The following is a 15,447-nucleotide window of genomic DNA, read 5'->3' as shown; positions in this document are numbered from 1 at the left end:
GAAAACCCGGCATGGATGCCGGGTGCTGAGCCATGAAGGGCCCTTCGCGGCCCACGGAGCCAGGTCTGCGTTCGGGCACACCGAGCCTGAGCGAGGTGCCGAGTGGTGGGGCTTGGGTTGCTATTGGCAGGTCCGGCTCCCGGCTTTTCCAAGAGTGACCGCTGTAAGACCGCAACCCTAAGCGGCCATTACGGCAGCAATGGATATGTACACAGATACACCTATACGCCAGCAGCCAAGCCTCTTCGTCAACCCCGCCTGTCAACGGCCCAGCAAAAAAGCCAATAACGTCGCCGCACAAGCTTCGATGCTTCCCTCCAGGATCAACTCATACCCATGGGTATTCTCCGTGGGGATCGCGATGCAACCGCCCTTGGCCGAGATCCCGCTGCCCATAATCGCGCTGGCGTCGCTGGCGAAATCCACCAGCAACGCAAACTGCGGCTCTAGCCCGCAGTGCTCGCCGGCACGATACAACCGGTCGACGATGTCGCGGCTATAACAGCCTTTCTCATCGCCGGTATTGATGATCGGGTTGACGCTCAGTTGCGTACCGTATTCTGCCGCCACCGGCCCAACCTCGACCGCCACGCTGACTTCCCCCGGTAAATGACTCGCCGCATACAGCGCGCCAGAGTTGGACTCTTCCTCCTGGGTGGTGAAGACAAAGTACACATCATCAGCCACCTCACCCCGGCGCAGGGCCAGTAAAGCAGCAGTCTGCAACGTCGCGACCATGGGCGCGCGGTCGTCGAGAAAGTGCGCAGCTATGGCATCGTTGACTCGAAACGGGCGGCGCCAGTGCTGGCTCAGGACCACCCGAGTTCCCGGTCGCACACCATGCTTCTGCAACTGCTCGACCGAGCAGCGGGTAATCACATGGACATCGTCCCAATGCACATTCCCCGACAGCACGTCCGCGCCCTGGTGGGTTTCGCCCGTGCAGTGCATTGAGCCGAACGACAACACACCAGGGATGAAACCGCGGTCGCCGAGGATGTCCACCGGGCAGACGCCGAAGTTCACCGGGTTGGCACCGCCCAAGGCCAGCACCCGCAGGGTTCCGTCGGGTTCGACGCCCTTGACCAGCATGGCGATTTCGTCCAAGTGCGCCATGATCCGCACCGGTGCGGGACTGTCGCCGGCCGCACCGATGCCCTTGATCAGCCCGATAACGTTACCGGCCGGATCGGTCCAGGTTTTATCGCAGTGGGGCTCCAGCTCTCGCAAGCATAGGCTGCGCACTTCGTCTTCCTGGCCGCCCGGACCACGGGCCATCAGCAATTCTTCCAACAGGGGCAATGTAGAGGGGTTGACGTGCATGGGTGAACGCTCTCCTTTTCCGCGCGGTTGACGCCGCTTGTCTTCTTGAGGCCGCCCTTAGGGGGAAAATTTGACTGAATCACCCTTTAACCGGACGAACGGCCTTAAGCTCGAAGAGAGGCAGGCAGACAGCCGGACGCTCGCCGGGGTTGACCACCGTGGCGCCAGCCATCACATTGCCCCTCGGAGAGCGTTTCGCTGTGTTGCCGACTGTGTGGAGCCCATGACCGCGTCGATCCCGATCCGTCCCCCCTGCCCGCCTGGCGTCTGTGATTGCCAACGCGATGAGCTGCTGCAAACGCCCGGCAGTGACTTGCGCATCCTTTGCCTCAACCGCCAGGAAGAAAAGCGCTTGCTCGAACGCCTGGAGAACATCCAGAGCCTTGACGAACTCCAGCACTTGCAACAGCGCTTGTACGAGAACCTCGGCATCCGCCTGAGCATCGAGCCCGGCTACAACGAAGTGCGCACCATGCGCGGTATCGCCATCGAGTTCCAGGCGCAAGCTGGCCTGTGCCGCAAAATTCGCCAGTCGATCCCCAGCGCCATCCGCCGCGGGCTGGAAAAGCGCCCGGAAATCGCCTGGCGCCTGCTCGATGCCCACGACCTGTTTCGCGACGCCTAGGCTCCGTCTGAAAAGCCTTGATACTCGTTCATGCTGCGTTGAAAACCGGCTCGTGCGCGAGTCCGATCGGAATGCTCATTTACTCCAGTAAAGTCGAGCGCGACCCCGGCCGTTCCTCGCCGGTTTTCGCCTTGCCTGACCTTCGTCTCAAGACTTTTCAAACAGAGCCTAGAAGTCGACCGTCGCCGACAGCAGGTAGGTGCGCGGCGTCGACAGCGTCAAGCCCGGCTCGCTGTCATCCGAGGCCCCGGCCGAACTCCAATAGCGCTTGTCGGCCACGTTCTCGACGTTGGCCCGCAGGGTCACACGCTTGTCGTCGACCTTGAAGCCATAGCGTGCACCGACATCGAAACGAACCCAGGAATCGATTTCCTTGTCGTTGGACGGGTCCAGGTACTGCGAGCTGGAGTAGATGCCGCGACTGGTCAAGGTCAGGCCCTGCACCGTCGGCACATCCCATTCGGCGCCCAGGTTGACGTTGTACTTGGGCGTCGCCGGCGCGCGGTTGCCGTCGAAGGTCCCGCCCGTGGTATTGGTCAATTCGCTGTCGATGAACATCACCCCGCCGAGCAAGCGGGTGCCTTTGAGCGGCTCGCCGAACACGCTCAGTTCCACTCCGGTGTTCTCGCGCTTGCCGTTCGGGCCGAAGACCCGTGTCGTCGCGTCGGTGGCATAAGCCGGCTGCTTGATGCGGAACACGGCGGCGGTCATGGCGAACGGGCCGGTATCGTACTTGGCGCCGACTTCCACCTGACGGCTGATGAACGGCGGGAAAATCTCATCCTCGTTCACCGAGGTCGAGGGCGCGATCTTGCCCTGGCTGAGGCCCTCCATGTAGTTGGCATACAGCGACAGCTTGTCGGTCGCCTTGAACAGAATACCGCCGGACGGCGAGACCTTCTCTTCATCGTAGGCGGTCACGCCCTTGACGTCGTTCGACCAGTCATCGACCTTGACCCGCTGCCAGCGCGCACCGAGGGTCAACAGCAGCCGGTCATCGAAGAAGCCCAGGGTGTCGGACAACGCCACGCCGCTGAAGCGGTTCTCGGTGTAGACCTTGTCGTCCTGGCGCGTCGGCGTGCCTGGCGCTGGCGTGTCCACCGGGTCGTACAGGTTGCTGCGACCGTTGGCATAGCGGGCGCCGCCGTTGGTGAAGTCCATGTAGAAGTAACTGGCCGCGAGGTTGACCTCATGGCTCACAGGGCCGGTGTGGAACCAGTTGCGCACGCCGGCGGTGGCCGTCCGGACGTTTTCGTCGCGGGTAAAGTCCCGGGGCGAAACGGTGAAGTCACCGGCGTCGTTGGTGACTGAAACGGCGTGGCGGAGAAAGTCGTGGTTGCTTTTGCGTGCGCCCACGCCGCCATACAGCATGACGGCATCGTTGACGTCGAATTCGGCGTTCACCGCGCCGAACGTGTCGGTGGTGCGCGCCTTGCTCCAGGCCTGGGCATAGTTGCTGCGCACATCGCTGGCGTGTGGCACCTGGGCGTTGGCGCCGACCTGCACACGCTCCTGGGGGGCGTCGGTGTCGCGCTCGGTGTGGCCGATGTCCGTCGAGAGCCGCAGGCGTTCACCGCGAAAATCCAGGCCCAGCACCGCCATCTCACGGTCGACGCTCTGGTGGTCCCATTCGGTGTCGCCGGACTGCTTCACGCCATTGAAACGCAGGCCGAACTGGTTCTCCTCACCGAAACGCCGGCCAACATCCACCGCGCCGCCCAGTTGATTGTTGGAGGCATAGCTGCCGGTGAACGAGTTGATGGGGGTGTCGGTGGCCCGCTTGGGCACCACGTTGATCCCGCCACCGACGCTTCCCCTCGGCGAGATACCGTTGATGAGCTGGGTCGGCCCCTTGAGGATATCGACGCGATCGGCCATCTCCATGTCGATGGTGTAGGTCGGCAGGACTCCGTAAAGGCCGTTGTAGGCGACATCGCTGTTGAACAGGCTGAGCCCGCGAATGGTGAACTGTTCGTAGCGTCCGCCCGCCGGGTTGGTGGCGCGCACCGATGGGTCGCTGGCGATCAAGTCACCGAGGGTACGGGCCTGCTGGTTCTTGACCGCTTCGCTGGTGTAGGTGGTCATGCTGAACGGCGTTTCCATGAAGTCCCGCGACCCCAGCAGGCCTTGGGAACCGCGCCGTGCGACCTGGCCGCCGGCGTACACGGGGGCGTCCGTCGCACCGTTGGCCCCAAGGATCGAGGTCGGCGCCAGTTGCAGGCTGCCGCCCTGCGGCGCGGGCATCAGGATGTAGGCCTGCTCACCCACCGGTTGCAATTGCAGGCCGGACCCTTGCAGCAACCGGGCGAAGCCTTCTTCGACCCCGTACTCGCCCGAGAGCCCGGCGCTGTTGCGCCCGCTCACCAACGCCGGGTCCACCGACAGGTTGACGCCCGCCAGCCCGGCAAACCGGGTCAGCGCCGTGCCCAGGCTGCCGGCAGGCACCTGGTAGCTGCGCCGAGCGGCCTCCTCGGCCTGGCTTGAAGCGATGAAGAAAGGGCTGGCGCTCAGGCTCAGCAGGAGGCTGAGGTTCAACAGCGGGCGCCAGCCGGCGAAGGCCGGGCGCAAACGCAACGGTACAACTGCGGACATGGGGAGGCGCTCTCATTTTGTTCGATTGCCTTGAATGACAAGCGAGACAAAAAAACGGGACAGGCTTCAGGCACTATTTTTTCGAAGCGTCAGGGTCACCCAGTAACGGGTGCGCAGGTGCACGTCCATCGGCAGGCTGGCCGAGAGCAGCGCCAGGATCCGATCGGTGTTCTCCAGGCGGAAACTGCCGGTGACGCGAAGCGACTCCAAGGCTTCGTCCCAGCGCAATACACCCGGGCGATAGCGGGCCAGGTCCCGCAGGAAATCGCCCAGTGGCTGGTCCTGCGCCGTCAGCACGCCGTCGCGCCAACCCAACTGCAACATATCAAAGCGGCGCACCGAACCTGCGCCCGTGGCCTGGAAGTCGACCTGCTGGCCCGGCTCCAGCCCCAACAGCGGCCCGCGCAGCGGTTGCACCTGCGCCGCACCGCTGAGCACCGACACCCGGCATTCGTGCTCGCTCAAGCGCAGGCACGCTTCCCCCCGACTGACGCTGATCAACCCATAGGGCGACTGGATCGACAGCGGCGCGTCCCCCACCACCTTGAGGGCCATTTCGCCGCGCAGCAGCACCAGACGCCGCGTGGCGAGGTCCAGGTTCACGGCGCTGTCGGTGTTCAGTTGCAAGGCGCTGCCATCGGCCAGCGACCAACGTCGCTGCTCACCGGTGGCGGTGTGCAGGTCGGCACGCCAGACATCCAGTGGCAGCTCTCGCCCCAGCAACCAGGCAGTGGGCACCAGCGCCGCGACACCCAACGCCCGCTTGAGCACCGCACGGCGGGCCATGGCCGGGCGATCGAGGGTGGCCATGCCCACGGAAGCCGGGACCGCGGCGAAGCGCTGGCGCAAGCGCAGGGCCTTTTGCCAGGCCGCCTCGTGATGAAGACTGCTGTCGCGCCAGCGTTGCAACGCGGCGGTGTCGAATGCCGCGTCGGCCGACTCCAGCAGTGTCAGCCAATGGGCCGCCGCCCGGGCGGCATCGCGGGCTTCAGGTGTTGGGCCTGGGCGGTTCAAAAGTCCACCAGCAGGCAGTGTTCGTAGGCCTGGGCCATGTAGCGCTTGACCGTCCGCTCGGACACCTGCAAACGCTCGGCAATCTCCCGGTAGCCCAGGCCTTCGAGCTGGCTCCAGAGAAAGGCCCGCCGCACCAGGGGCGGCAGGCCGTCGAGCAGTTCGTCCAGGGCGTGAAGGGTCTCCAACAGCAACCAACGCTGTTCGGGGGACGGTACGCAGGCTTCGGGCAGGCTCGCCAACGCGTCGAGATACGCCTGCTCCAGGTTGCGCCGGGTGTAGAAGTTGCTCAACAGTCGCTTGCCGACCGTCAGCAGGTAGGCCCGAGGCTCCTGCAGCTCGGCCAAAGCCTGGGAGCTGGCGAGCACGCGCAGGAAGGTATCCTGGCGCAGGTCCGCCGCATCCCAGGCATTGCCCAGGCGCCGTCGCAACCAGTTTTCCAGCCAGCTGCCGTGGTCACGGTACAACGCGTGGAGGGAGTGTTCCGTCGGCGAAGCTGCATCACCCATGTCAAGAAGCCTGTGCAAGGTCTTAAATGAGACTGATTCTAATTAATGTTCATGAACGAATCCAGGCTCTTTGACTGATGCCCTGCACGCCAGCAAAAAAAACGGCGGGAGCCGAGGCCCCGCCGTTGCGCAGTGCTTGAAGATGGGCTGCCCCAGGGATCAGTGACTGGCGTGCAGCGCCTTGGGCACTTCCGGCATGGCCGAAGAGTGATGGTTGATGATCTTCCACTGCCCGTCGAGGCGCTCGTAAAGGAAGGTGTAGCGAGCCTGGACGTCGCGCTTGGAGCCGTCGGCATTGGTCAGGGTGAAGGTGTAGACCCCACTGTCCATGGCCGCATCGGGGCCCATGTGGCGAATTTCCCGGTAGTTGATCTGCCCCACCGGCTTGCCGACCAGGAAATGGTCGAAGTAATCCTGGATCTGCGCCGGCGTGGTGCGCACCTTGTTGGACAGGGTCGGTTGCAGGACCGCATCCGGCGCGTAGAGGCCGGTCATCGCGCTGGCGCTGCCAGACTTCAGCGTGGTGTTCCAGCGGTCGAACAGCGCGGCAATTTCCTGGTCATTCACGTTCTTGGGCTGTTCGGCCACGGTGCGGTACACGTAGGGCGTGGCATCCACGGCGTGGACAAACGGCGTGGTCAGCAGGAAAAAAGCGGCCAGGGTGAAGGTTTTCATTTTCATCGCAGGGTTCCTTTGGGTTTCAATGGCCCCACTTTGCCGGCCCGCGCTGGCGCCGCCATCGGCCAACCGGTGCCGCTCGCCTATGCCATTCGGCAGATAGGCCCGGTGCCGTCGACACGTTTTAATGACGTCACCGCGAACCCTTGCAGTCCCTTTCACGCTGGAGCCCCCCATGCAAAGCCCGCCCCATGACCCCGGCAGCGCCCTGGCCATCCGTAGCCAGTACCGGCAATCCCAGAGCCGCGCGGCGCGCCTGGGCCTGTTGCTGGGCACCGGGCATGAACTGACCCAGTTGCCCCTGGCACAGATGCGCCAACGGGCGGTGCAGCGGGCCTGCGCGTTCATGGCCATGGACCACGGCCTGCTGCTGGAATGGACACCGGAGGCGCCGGTGCGCGCCATTGCCAGCCACGGCAGCGGCGAGCGCCTGGAACTGCTGGCCAGCTTCGCCCAGCCGCCGTCGCCCGGCCCGCAATGGCAGGAGCACCCTGGCAGCGCCCTGCCCCAGGTCTTGCGGGTGCCGCTGCGCGCCTCCGACGGCGCGGTGTTCGGCGCGTTGATGCTGGGCAACAGCGTGGCCCTCGGGGCGCCGGACAACGAGGACATCGAGTCGCTGCAACTGCTGGCGACCCTGCTGGCGGCGCACCTGGAAAACAGCCGGCTGCTCGAAGCGCTCCAGGCCCGCGAGCGCACCATGTCGGAGCTGGTCCATCGCCTGTTCAGCGCCCAGGAGGCCGAGCGCAAGCGCGTCGCCTACGACCTGCATGACGGCCTGGCGCAGAACCTGGCCGGGTTGCATCAGCGCCTGCAAGGGTTCGCCGGTCGCTGCCCGACCCTGCCACCGGCGCTGACCAGCGAGTTGCGCACGATTCTCGACCTGGCCCAGGGCTGCGTCGGCGAAGGTCGGCAACTGATCGGCGGCCTGCGTCCCCACGTGCTCGATGACTTCGGCCTGTACAAGGCCGTCGACAAGGAAGCCGATCGCCTGCGAGAAGCCGGCCTGGCGGTGACCTGGGCCGAACACAGCACCGCTCGCCTGCCCGGCCACGCCGAGATCGCCCTGTTCCGCATCGCCCAGGAAGGCATCAATAACATCCTCAAGCACGCCCAGGCCCGGCACGTGAGCCTGGCGCTGGCAGTGGGCGATGATTACGCGACGCTACGGGTGGAAGATGACGGTCGCGGCTTTGCCCTGGAACAACCCATCGAGGCCTGTCACCTGGGGCTGGCGGCCATGCAGGAACGGGCCAGCCTGCTGGGTGGCCAGCTGTCGTGCATCAGCCAGCCCGACGCAGGCACCCGGCTGTTGGCCCGCGTGCCACTGCCGGCCCAGGGAGTACAGCCATGAACCGCCCCCTGCGCCTGTTGCTGGCCGACGATCACGAAGTCACTCGCACCGGGTTTATCAGCATGTTGGCCGGCAGCCCGGGGTTCGAGGTCGTCGGCCAGGCCCGCGATGGCCAGGAAGCCCTCGACCTGTGCGAACGGCTGCAACCGGACATCGCGATCCTCGACATCCGCATGCCGGTCCTCAACGGCCTGGGGGCGGCGCGCATCCTGCAGCAGCGCCAGCCGGGCATCAAGGTGGTGATCTTCACCATGGACGACAGCCCCGATCACCTGGAAGCTGCAATCGGCGCTGGCGCGGTCGGTTACCTGCTCAAGGACGCCAGCCGCGATGAAGTCCTCCACGCCCTCACGCGGGTCGCCGCGGGCGAAGAGGCCCTGAACAGCTCAGTCAGCGCCCGCCTGCTGCGACGCATGGCCGAGCGCGGCGCCACGGGCGCGGCGCCTGTCCAGGCTCTGACCGCCCGGGAACGCCAGGTGCTGGGCCTGGTGGCAGCCGGTTTCAGCAATCGGGAGATCGGCGAAAAACTCGGCATCGCCTCCGGCACCGCCAAGGCCCACGTGGAGCGCGTCATCGGCAAGCTCGGCGCCGCCGACCGGACCCAGGCCGCCGTGCGCGGCGTGGCGCTGGGGCTGGTGGCGCAGCCTTCGGGGCAGTGGCCATGAGGTTCCTCGCCGCCCGCCGTTGGGCCGACCTGCCATTGCGCGGCAAGGCCCTGGTGGTGATCTCGCTGCCGCTGGTGGTCCTGTTGCTGTCGCTGGTGCTGATCTACATCACCGAACGCCAGACCGCGCGCGCCGAGGAGGACGTGCGCCGGGTGTTGCTCGTGCAGGGCGATATCCAGACCGTGCACACCCTGCTGGCCGAAGCGGCGGCCAGCGTGCGCGGCTACCTGCTGACCCGCCGCGAGGACTTCCTGCCCAGCTACGAGCAGGCCACGCCGCTGATCCAGGCGGCGTTGCAGCGCCTGGACCACAACATCCGCGATGCCCGGATGCGCGAGCACCTGCAGACCATCACCCCGCTGATCGCCGACAAACTCGCCGGACTGGTTGCGTTGCGCGCCAACCACGGCGACGACCCCGAGGCCATCACCGCCATCCTGATCGAGAACAAGCAAGTGCTGGACGTTTTGCGCGAGCAGATCAGCGCCATGCGCATACGCGAAGACGCCCTGCTCGCCGACCGCAGCGCCGCCGCCTCGGCCACGCGCATGCGCCTGTTGTTCGCCACCTTGCTGGCCGCCGTGTGCGGCCTGCTGGGGGCGATTGTCGCGGTGCTGTTCCTGTCCAAGGGCATTGTCGCCCGGGTGCAGCAAGTGCAAGGCAACGCCCAACGCCTGGCGCTGGGCCAACCCTTGTTGCCACAGCCGCCGGAGCAGGATGAGATCGGCCAGCTCGGCACGCGCCTGATCGAGGCCGGGCAGTTGCTGGCCGAACGCGAACGGGCGCTGCGCGACAACGAGGAACGCCTGCGCCTGATCATCGATGGCGTGAAGGACTACGGAATCTTCGCCCTCGATGCCCAGGGCCACGTCACCACCTGGAACGTCGGGGCCGAGCGGATCAAGGGCTACACCGAGCAGGAGATCCTCGGCCGGCACTTTTCCTTGTTCTACCTGGCCGAGGAGTGCCCGGAGCACCCAGACATGGCCTTGCGCGAGGCCACCCGCGACGGGCACTACATGGAGGAAGGCTGGCGCTGTCGCAAGGACGGCAGCCGTTTCTGGGCCAGCGTGGTCATCACCGCCCAGTACGACAGCACCGGCGCGCTGCGCGGTTTTTCCAAGATCACCCGCGACATCACCGACCGCCGCGCCGCCGAGATCGCGCTGCGCACGGCGCGCGAAGAAGCGGAAAGCGCCAGCCGGGCCAAGAGCGAGTTTCTTTCTCGCATGAGCCACGAACTGCGCACGCCGCTGAACGCGATCCTCGGTTTCGCCCAGTTGCTGGACATGGACTCCAGCGCCGGCCAGCGCCCCCAGGTCAGCCACATCCTGCGTGCCGGCCAGCATCTGTTGGCGTTGATCAATGAAGTGCTGGACATCGCTCGGATCGAAGCCGGACGCCTGCCGTTGAACATCGAGCCGATCGCCCTGGCGACGGTGTTGCACGAAGCCCTGACGCTGGTCTCTCCCATGGCGGCCGATGCCGGCATTCGCCTGGTCGAGTTGCCGCCCCTGGCTGACGACAGCGGCGTGCTCGCCGACCGCCAGCGCCTGGTGCAGGTGCTGCTCAACCTGCTGTCCAACGCCATCAAGTACAACCGCCCCGGCGGTGAGGTGCGCATTGAAGTGAGCGTGCGGCAGCGACAGGTGAGCATCGCCGTCATCGACACCGGCCAGGGCATCGACCCGGCCCTGATGGACCAGTTGTTCAAGCCTTTCGAGCGCCTGGGGGCCGATCCCAAGGTCGAAGGCACCGGCCTGGGATTGTCCTTGAGCAAAAGCCTGCTGGAAATGATGCAGGGCCAGCTCCAGGTCCACAGCGAGCCGGGCCACGGTTGCTGCTTCACCCTGCAATTGCCCGCCACCCAGGTGGCCGGCGCCCGCCTGCCGCCCATCGCCACCCTGGCAGTGCCCCACGCGCCGGTCGAATACCAGGGCAAGGTGCTGTGTATCGAGGACAACCTGTCGAGCCTGGCACTGATCGAGACCCTGATGCAGCGTCGCCCCGGCATCCAGCTGTTGTCGAGCATGCAGGGCCAACTGGGTCTGGACCTGGCTCGCCAGCACGCCCCGCAGTTGATCCTGCTGGACGTCACCCTGCCGGACCTGGAAGGCCTGGAAGTCTTGCGTCGGCTGCGCCAGTCAGCGGCCACCGCGTCCACGCCGGTGCTGATGATCACCGCCGACGCTAGCGACCTGACCCGGCGCGCCCTGCACGAGGCCGGCGCCACGGCGATCCTGACCAAACCTATTCATATCCAGGCCTTTCTGGGCCACCTCGCACAGTATTTACCGGAGCCCGCATGAATCGCGACTTGCGCATCCTGATCGTCGACGATCAACGCCCCAACCTGGACTTGATGGAACAACTGCTGGCCCGCGAAGGCTTGCACAACGTGCTCAGCAGCACCGAGCCGTTGCGCACCCTCGACCTGTTCAACAGCTTTGAGCCGGACCTGGTCATCCTTGATCTGCACATGCCGGCGTTCGATGGCTTTGCCGTGCTGGAACAGCTCAACCGGCGCATTCCGGCCAACGACTACCTGCCGATCCTGGTATTGACCGCCGACGCCACCCGCGACACCCGCCTGCGCGCCCTCGCCCTCGGCGCCCGAGACTTCATCAGCAAGCCCCTGGACGCACTGGAAACCATGCTGCGCATCTGGAACCTGCTGGAAACCCGGGCGCTCTACAAGGCCTTGCGCGAATTGATACCGTCCCAGCAGATCGAGCTGCTGCGCCAGCACCGGCCCACTGCCGAGTCTCGCTAGCGCGAAGGCCGTTCATGAAGAGTCCGGTCCTGTGGCGAGGGAGCTTGCTCCCGCTCGGTTGCGCAGCGACCGCCAAGCCGAGCAACCACTGCACCGCCTCGCGGTAGCAAGCGCCCCCCGCCAGCAGAGCGGCAGACCAGGAAAAGACCGCGCGCTCAATGCCCGCGAATGTAATGCTCCAACTGCCGAATCAGGTCTGCCTGTTCAACAATGGCTTGCTTGACCAGGTCACCAATCGACAACAAGCCGATCAACTGGCCGTTATCCAGCACCGGCAGGTGCCGCAGGTGGCTGTCGGTCATGACTTCCATGCAGCGCTCAATGCTCTGCTGGCTGTCGGCGGTGATCACCGGCGTGCTCATGATGGTGCGCACCGGGGTGCCCACGGACGAACGCCCGTGCAGGACCATTTTGCGTGCGTAGTCACGCTCGCTGAACACCCCCACCACCTGCCCGTCTTCGATCACCGGCAAGGCCCCGACATTCTTCTCGGCCATGATCTGCAACGCTTCGAGCACGGTTTGTTCCGGCGCGATGCTGTGGACCTGCTGGTGCAACACACTTTTGAGTTTCACCAGTTGAGCGGCGGTTTTCATGGCAAATCCCCGGTTTGAAATAATGGCGTGCTTGTAAACCCTTGGGTGGCAAGGGCACTTGCGCCCTTGCCACCCCGTGTTCGCAGGTCAGCTTTCACCAATCTCCACCACATCACCGTTCAAGCGCACCGGCCATACCCGCAGGCGCTGCTCCGGGTATTCCAGGCAATGGCCGTCTTCCAGGCGAAAATGCTGCTTGTACATCGGCGAGGCAATCACCAGTTCGCCCTTGATACTGCCCAGCAAGCCACGGCCGATGACGTTCGCCCCGGACTTGGGGTCGCGGTTGTCGAGGGCGTACAGCGGCTTGTCCTGCTGCTCGGGCAGGTACAGCAACGCCACCTGGCTGCCCTCGTGCCAGGCGACCACGCCGGAGTTGGCCACCAGATCCTCGCGGCTGCACAGGGCACGCCATTGCACAGGGGCCTGGGCGACTTCGCGAGTGGAAAGACGAACGACGTTTGACTGGCTCATCAGAGCACCTCCTCGGTGACGGGAATCAGGTGAAGTTCGCCGGCGTGAACCGGCCGGCGCTGGCCGCGTTCCCTGACGAAATGAACGTCCGGATCGCCGCGGCCATCGTTGACGAAGGTCCGGAAACGCTTGAGTTTGTCCGGATCCTTGAGGGCGTTGGCCCATTCGCATTCGTAGCGGTCGACCACCAACTGCATCTGGGCTTCGAGCTCGGCGCCCAGGCCCAGGCTGTCGTCGATGATCACGTCCTTGAGGTAGTCCAGGCCGCCTTCCAGGCTCTCGCGCCAGACCGAGGTCCGTTGCAGCTTGTCGGCGGTGCGGATGTAGAACATCAGGAAGCGGTCGATGTAGCGGATCAGCGTGGCGTCATCCAGGTCCGTGGCGAACAGTTCGGCGTGGCGCGGACGCATGCCGCCATTGCCCGCCACGTAGAGGTTCCAGCCCTTCTCCGTGGCGATCACGCCAACGTCCTTGCTCTGTGCTTCGGCGCATTCGCGGGTGCACCCGGAAACGGCGAACTTGAGCTTGTGCGGCGAACGCAGGCCTTTGTAGCGGTCCTCCAGGGTCAGGGCCATCTGCACGCTGTCCTGCACGCCGTAGCGGCACCAGGTGCTGCCCACGCAGGACTTCACCGTACGAGTGGATTTGCCGTAGGCATGACCGGTCTCGAAGCCGGCTTCGATCAGCTCGGCCCAGATGTCCGGCAACTGGTGCAACTGGGCGCCGAACAGGTCGATGCGTTGGCCGCCGGTGATCTTGGTATAGAGGTCGTATTTCTTCGCCACCACGCCGATGGCGATCAGTTTGTCGGCCGTGATCTCGCCGCCGGCAATGCGCGGTACCACCGAATAGGTGCCGTTCTTCTGCATGTTCGCCATGAACGTGTCATTGGTGTCCTGCAATGGCACCAGGGACGGGTCCATGATCGGCTGGTTCCAGCACGACGCCAGGATCGAACCCACCGCCGGTTTGCACAGGTCGCAACCAGTGTGGCCGCGACCGTGCTTGGCCAACAGTTCATCGAAACTGATGATGCCTTCCACCCGCACCAGGGCGTACAGCTCCTGGCGGGTGTAGGCGAAGTGTTCGCACAGGCTCTTGTCGACGCTGACGCCACGGGCGACCAGCTCGTGCTCGAACACCTGCTTGACCAGCGCAGCGCAGCCCCCGCAACCGGTGCCGGCCTTGGTGTCGCACTTGAGTTGGCCAAGGTCTGTACAGCCACTGTCAATGGCCGAGCAGATCGAACCCTTAGTGACGTTGTGGCACGAACAAATGGTTGCCGCGGCGGGCAATGCGGCTGGGCCCAGGGTCGGCGCGCCTTCGGAGGACGGCAGGATCAGGCTGGCCGCGTCCTTGGGCAACGCGATGCCGTTCTGCATGTATTGCAGCAAGGTGTCGTAGTAACTGTTGTCACCCACCAGCACCGCGCCGATCACGCGCTTGCCGTCGGCGTCCACCACCAGGCGCCGGTAGCTGGCGCTGGTTTCGTCGATGAACTGGTAGCTGCGCGAACCCGGCGTATTGCCTTGGGCGTCGCCAATGGAGCCAACGTCGACCCCAAGCAACTTGAGCTTGGTGGACATATCGGCGCCGGTGAAGGCTTCGCCGTGCTCACCGCACAGTTGCGCGGCGACGCTGCGGGCCATCTGGTAACCCGGAGCGACCAGGCCGAAAATGCTGCCGTTCCAGGCCGCGCATTCGCCGATGGCGTAGATGTTCGGGTCGCTGCTCAGGCATTGATCGTCGATCACCACGCCGCCGCGCGGACCGATGTGCAGGTCGCTTTGGCGCGCCAGGGCGTCCTGGGCGCGAATCCCGGCGGAAAACACGATGAGGTCGGTTTCCAGGAAGTCGTCGCTGCCGAAATTCATCCGATAGCGGTACTGTTCGCCGGCGCTGATGGACTGGGTGCCCTTGGACAGGTGCACGCCGACGCCCAGGGACTCGATGCGGGCCTTGAGGGCCAGGCCACCTTGCGGGTCCAACTGCACCGGCATCAGGCGCGGGGCGAATTCCACCACATGGGCTTCGAGGCCGAGACTCTTGAGGGCATTGGCCGCTTCCAGCCCCAACAGCCCGCCACCGACCACCACGCCACGCCGGGCATTGTTGGCGGCGGCCCGGATGGCATCCAGGTCTTCCAGGGTGCGGTAGACCAGACAGGCATCCCCTTCGGCGCCGTCGATCGGCGGCACGAACGGGTAGGAACCGGTGGCAAGCACCAGTTTGTCGTAGCTGATGCGCTCGCCGGCGATGACGACCTGACGGGCCTGGCGGTCGATCTCCAACACCGGCACGCCCAAGTGCAGCGTGACGCCAGGCGTCTTGTACAGCGCGGCTTCGCCCAGGGCCAGGGATTCGGCGTCGCGACCGGCGAAATACTCGGACAGGTGCACGCGGTCATAGGCGCGCATCGGCTCTTCGCTGAACACATGCAGGCGGTAATGATTGAGGGCACCGCGTTCCACCAGTTGCTCGACGCAATGATGGCCGACCATGCCATTGCCGATCACGATCAGCGTTTGCAGCTTGTTCAGAGACGCAACGTTGGAATTCATAAAAGCACCCGACAAAAGCCCATCACGATTTTGAAAGCAAAAAAAAGACGCCTGAAACCTTGCGGTTCCAGGCGTCTTTGCCTGTTCTGTGCGGTATCGACCCGGCGACTGCGCCCCGATCTACCGATATCCCCCGGCCTGCTGGCGCTCGATCTTCGTTGACCGACGGGGCTGCCCACTCGAGTGTGTTCGCGGTGGGCCTGGACAGGCTCTTGCAGCGAGCGTGCCAACCCACGCATCGCAACGCTGCACGCCGTTGCAGCCCTTGCGGGCATGGGTTTACGGGCAC

The 15,447-nt window shown here is 65.1% G+C and carries 13 protein-coding genes; 5 read left to right on the top strand and 8 right to left on the bottom strand.

The window, feature by feature from the left end:
* Positions 1-261: 261 nt before the first annotated feature.
* Positions 262-1,323, bottom strand: coding sequence for a M42 family peptidase (locus tag V5F23_RS13120; protein WP_212803771.1), 1,062 nt, complete (start codon positions 1,321-1,323; stop codon positions 262-264).
* Between the two features lie 223 nt (positions 1,324-1,546).
* Between V5F23_RS13120 and V5F23_RS13115 the strand changes: the two genes are divergently transcribed.
* Positions 1,547-1,948 carry a hypothetical protein gene (locus V5F23_RS13115; RefSeq protein ID WP_042728106.1) on the top strand — a complete coding sequence of 134 codons (402 nt, stop codon included), beginning with the start codon at positions 1,547-1,549 and terminating at the stop codon, positions 1,946-1,948.
* 168 nt (positions 1,949-2,116) lie between these two features.
* On the opposite strand, the gene V5F23_RS13110 is transcribed toward V5F23_RS13115, so the two are convergent.
* From V5F23_RS13110 to V5F23_RS13095, 4 genes are all read right to left on the bottom strand, one after another.
* Positions 2,117-4,540: a TonB-dependent receptor gene (locus V5F23_RS13110; protein ID WP_338498682.1), complete on the bottom strand. Its 2,424-nt coding sequence runs from the start codon at positions 4,538-4,540 to the stop codon at positions 2,117-2,119.
* A 66-nt stretch (positions 4,541-4,606) separates the two neighbouring features.
* Positions 4,607-5,554, bottom strand: a complete 948-nt coding sequence (locus V5F23_RS13105) for a FecR domain-containing protein (RefSeq protein ID WP_042728108.1) — start codon at positions 5,552-5,554, stop codon at positions 4,607-4,609.
* Positions 5,551-6,060: a sigma-70 family RNA polymerase sigma factor gene (locus V5F23_RS13100; RefSeq protein WP_042728109.1), complete on the bottom strand. Its 510-nt coding sequence runs from the start codon at positions 6,058-6,060 to the stop codon at positions 5,551-5,553. Before V5F23_RS13100 ends, V5F23_RS13105 begins: the two co-directional genes overlap by 4 nt.
* A 159-nt stretch (positions 6,061-6,219) precedes the next feature.
* Positions 6,220-6,741, bottom strand: a complete 522-nt coding sequence (locus tag V5F23_RS13095) for an SgcJ/EcaC family oxidoreductase (RefSeq protein ID WP_047738189.1) — start codon at positions 6,739-6,741, stop codon at positions 6,220-6,222.
* Positions 6,742-6,913: 172 nt separating this feature from the next.
* Between V5F23_RS13095 and V5F23_RS13090 the strand changes: the two genes are divergently transcribed.
* From V5F23_RS13090 to V5F23_RS13075, 4 genes are read left to right on the top strand one after another with little or no spacing between them, the layout of a single operon-like run.
* Positions 6,914-8,089: a sensor histidine kinase gene (locus V5F23_RS13090; RefSeq protein WP_123579972.1), complete on the top strand. Its 1,176-nt coding sequence runs from the start codon at positions 6,914-6,916 to the stop codon at positions 8,087-8,089.
* A complete protein-coding gene (locus tag V5F23_RS13085; RefSeq protein ID WP_042728112.1) occupies positions 8,086-8,754 on the top strand; it encodes a response regulator transcription factor in 669 nt (222 codons plus the stop codon). The genes V5F23_RS13090 and V5F23_RS13085 overlap by 4 nt, the downstream gene beginning before the upstream one ends.
* Positions 8,751-11,063, top strand: coding sequence for an ATP-binding protein (locus tag V5F23_RS13080; RefSeq protein WP_042728113.1), 2,313 nt, complete (start codon positions 8,751-8,753; stop codon positions 11,061-11,063). Before V5F23_RS13085 ends, V5F23_RS13080 begins: the two co-directional genes overlap by 4 nt.
* Positions 11,060-11,527, top strand: a complete 468-nt coding sequence (locus V5F23_RS13075) for a response regulator (RefSeq protein WP_042728114.1) — start codon at positions 11,060-11,062, stop codon at positions 11,525-11,527. Before V5F23_RS13080 ends, V5F23_RS13075 begins: the two co-directional genes overlap by 4 nt.
* A gap of 155 nt (positions 11,528-11,682) precedes the next feature.
* On the opposite strand, the gene V5F23_RS13070 is transcribed toward V5F23_RS13075, so the two are convergent.
* The 3 genes from V5F23_RS13070 to nirB form a co-directional block, all read right to left on the bottom strand.
* On the bottom strand, positions 11,683-12,123 hold the full coding sequence (locus tag V5F23_RS13070) for a CBS domain-containing protein (RefSeq protein WP_042728115.1): 441 nt from the start codon (positions 12,121-12,123) through the stop codon (positions 11,683-11,685).
* An 87-nt stretch (positions 12,124-12,210) separates the two neighbouring features.
* Positions 12,211-12,597, bottom strand: coding sequence for a nitrite reductase small subunit NirD (nirD, locus tag V5F23_RS13065; RefSeq protein ID WP_042728116.1), 387 nt, complete (start codon positions 12,595-12,597; stop codon positions 12,211-12,213).
* The gene (gene nirB / locus V5F23_RS13060; RefSeq protein WP_047738185.1) at positions 12,597-15,158 is read right to left on the bottom strand and encodes a nitrite reductase large subunit NirB; all 2,562 of its coding nucleotides are present in this window, start codon (positions 15,156-15,158) and stop codon (positions 12,597-12,599) included. Before nirB ends, nirD begins: the two co-directional genes overlap by 1 nt.
* Positions 15,159-15,447: the final 289 nt, after the last annotated feature.

Origin of the sequence: Pseudomonas sp. WP18, assembly GCF_036689585.1 — a bacterium.
Classification (GTDB): Bacteria; Pseudomonadota; Gammaproteobacteria; order Pseudomonadales; family Pseudomonadaceae; genus Aquipseudomonas; species Aquipseudomonas chlororaphis_E.
Note: the sequence above shows the minus strand (reverse complement) of the source record. Positions and strands in the feature narration are given on the sequence as shown.

What these genes read in the sequence shown, in the direction of transcription:
- V5F23_RS13120 (WP_212803771.1), bottom strand. Translation starts at nt 1,323, where the DNA reads ATGCACGTCAACCCCTCTACATTGCCCCTGTTGGAAGAATTGCTGATG.
- V5F23_RS13115 (WP_042728106.1), top strand. Translation starts at nt 1,547, where the DNA reads ATGACCGCGTCGATCCCGATCCGTCCCCCCTGCCCGCCTGGCGTCTGT.
- V5F23_RS13110 (WP_338498682.1), bottom strand. Translation starts at nt 4,540, where the DNA reads ATGTCCGCAGTTGTACCGTTGCGTTTGCGCCCGGCCTTCGCCGGCTGG.
- V5F23_RS13100 (WP_042728109.1), bottom strand. Translation starts at nt 6,060, where the DNA reads ATGGGTGATGCAGCTTCGCCGACGGAACACTCCCTCCACGCGTTGTAC.
- V5F23_RS13095 (WP_047738189.1), bottom strand. Translation starts at nt 6,741, where the DNA reads ATGAAAATGAAAACCTTCACCCTGGCCGCTTTTTTCCTGCTGACCACG.
- V5F23_RS13090 (WP_123579972.1), top strand. Translation starts at nt 6,914, where the DNA reads ATGCAAAGCCCGCCCCATGACCCCGGCAGCGCCCTGGCCATCCGTAGC.
- V5F23_RS13085 (WP_042728112.1), top strand. Translation starts at nt 8,086, where the DNA reads ATGAACCGCCCCCTGCGCCTGTTGCTGGCCGACGATCACGAAGTCACT.
- V5F23_RS13080 (WP_042728113.1), top strand. Translation starts at nt 8,751, where the DNA reads ATGAGGTTCCTCGCCGCCCGCCGTTGGGCCGACCTGCCATTGCGCGGC.
- V5F23_RS13075 (WP_042728114.1), top strand. Translation starts at nt 11,060, where the DNA reads ATGAATCGCGACTTGCGCATCCTGATCGTCGACGATCAACGCCCCAAC.
- V5F23_RS13070 (WP_042728115.1), bottom strand. Translation starts at nt 12,123, where the DNA reads ATGAAAACCGCCGCTCAACTGGTGAAACTCAAAAGTGTGTTGCACCAG.
- nirD (WP_042728116.1), bottom strand. Translation starts at nt 12,597, where the DNA reads ATGAGCCAGTCAAACGTCGTTCGTCTTTCCACTCGCGAAGTCGCCCAG.
- nirB (WP_047738185.1), bottom strand. Translation starts at nt 15,158, where the DNA reads ATGAATTCCAACGTTGCGTCTCTGAACAAGCTGCAAACGCTGATCGTG.